This is a genomic window from Endozoicomonas sp. SESOKO3 (assembly GCF_024606255.1).
The window spans coordinates 1-1,925 of the sequence record NZ_JAHHPR010000808.1; the positions used below are offsets into that span (position 1 = coordinate 1).

Consider the following 1,925-nt stretch of genomic DNA (forward strand, 5'->3'; position numbering starts at 1 on the left):
AGAAGTCTGTCGCAGGATATTCAGCATATTGTTAGTGCTGAAAAAGCTGTCACTGATCATGGAGACCGCCACCATGAAGATCAGTAGGGCAATAACAGATTTGTACTCGAACAGAAAATCTTTATTGATGCGGAACTTACTAACGCTGCTCTTTACATGCTCAGGGCTGCCTGTAAGCCCAAGGCTGAATGCACCTGACCGTAAGGTTTTTTCAGTCATAATATTTCCTCTTACGCTGCCTTACCAACGGCACAACGCATCAATTTTTCCTGGGTGGCTTCCTGACGATCAAATTCACCGGTAATTTTTCCTTCATGCATCACCAGAACCCGGTCACTCATGCCAAGAACCTCCGGCATGTCAGACGACACCAGCAAAATACTCATGCCCTTATTCTTGAATTCGTTGATTAACTGGTAGATTTCTTTCTTGGCACCAACATCAACGCCACGGGTAGGCTCGTCCAGGATCAGCACTCTTGGATTGATCATCAAACCCTTAGCGATGGCCACTTTTTGCTGGTTACCACCGCTGAGATTCTTGATCAGCTGTTTAGCCGAAGGGGTTTTGATATTGAAGGCTTTAATGAAGTGTTGAACCGAGTCCATCTCGCGGCTGCGATTAATCTTCCCGATAGCACTCTGGAATCGTTTCAGGCTGCAGAGACTCATGTTTTCAGACACCGAAAGCTCCAGCACCAGACCATCCCCTTTACGGTCTTCAGAGATATAGACAATCCCTGACTGCAAAGCTTCAGCCGGCGTTTTAATTTGCTTTGCTTCACCCGCTACCCGGATTTCGCCAGACTGGGCGGCATTCGCACCGTAAAGAGCTTTCATCAGTTCAGTTCGTCCTGCGCCCATCAGGCCTGAGATTCCAAGGATCTCACCTTCTTTCAGCTGGAAACTGATACCTTTAACACCCGGGGCAGAAAGATTTTTCACCTCCAGCGCCAGGGCACCGGTTTCTACTTCAATGCGGGGATACTGTTCTTCAAGGGAGCGACCTACCATCTGTTCGATGATGTCGTCCTCAGTCAGCTGATATACCGGCGTTTCAGCAATAAAACGACCATCCCTCATGACGGTAGCGTCATCACAGATCTGGAAAATTTCCTGCAGACGGTGGGAGATATAAACGATGCCCTTACCTTCACTGCGCAGCTGGCGAATCACTTTGAACAGACTTTCAGTCTCTTTATCGGTTAGAGCATCTGTCGGCTCGTCCATTACAATCACCTGCGATGAAAACGACAGCGCCTTGGCAATTTCTACCATCTGCTGAACACCAATACTCAGCTTGCCCACTGGTGTTGAGGGATCAAACGGCACATCCAGCAGATCGAGCAGTTTCTGCGCTTCCTCACGCATGGTTTTCCAGTCAATTCTGCCGAATCGCCCCATAGGTTCACGACTCAGAAAAATATTCTCGGCAATAGACAATTCAGGAATCAGGTTCAGCTCCTGATGGATAATGCTGACACCGCGCTCCCGGGAATCTCTGGAACTCCTGAAAACCACGTCATCACCGTGGTACTTCAGCTGGCCTTCATCACACCTGTGGATACCCGTCATGACTTTCATGAGAGTTGACTTGCCGGCACCGTTTTCTCCCAAGAGTGCCATTACCCGGCCAGGATAAATATTTAAGCAGGCGCCATCCAGAGCCCGAACACCGGGAAATATCTTGATGACATCTTTCATCTGGAAAACAGGTTCAGATTTTGACTGGGTACTCACCACATCCTCCTAAAGACTGCTCACAACGACAATGCCATTTTCAGAGGTATGAAAGCGACGGCATTTCATGTTCATGCTCTTAATCGGCTCAAGGCTGTTAATCAGCTCAAGGCTGTTTTAAAAAGCAACGCCAGATTTCAGAATAACATTGGCATAGGGTGTGCATTCCCCGGTACGAACCACTGC

The 1,925-nt window shown here is 48.3% G+C and carries 2 protein-coding genes and 1 pseudogene; all 3 read right to left on the reverse strand.

What is annotated here, in order from left to right; all coding sequences use genetic code 11:
- Window positions 1-219 (reverse strand): annotated as a pseudogene (locus KDK18_RS14495) (hypothetical protein); the annotation flags it as partial.
- Between the two features lie 11 nt (window positions 220-230).
- A complete protein-coding gene (gene rbsA / locus KDK18_RS14500; protein ID WP_257255644.1) occupies window positions 231-1,739 on the reverse strand; it encodes a ribose ABC transporter ATP-binding protein RbsA in 1,509 nt (502 codons plus the stop codon).
- 117 nt (window positions 1,740-1,856) lie between these two features.
- Complete coding sequence (locus KDK18_RS14820) at window positions 1,857-1,922, reverse strand: RbsD/FucU domain-containing protein (protein ID WP_373691178.1); 66 nt, start codon at window positions 1,920-1,922, stop codon at window positions 1,857-1,859.
- Window positions 1,923-1,925: the final 3 nt, after the last annotated feature.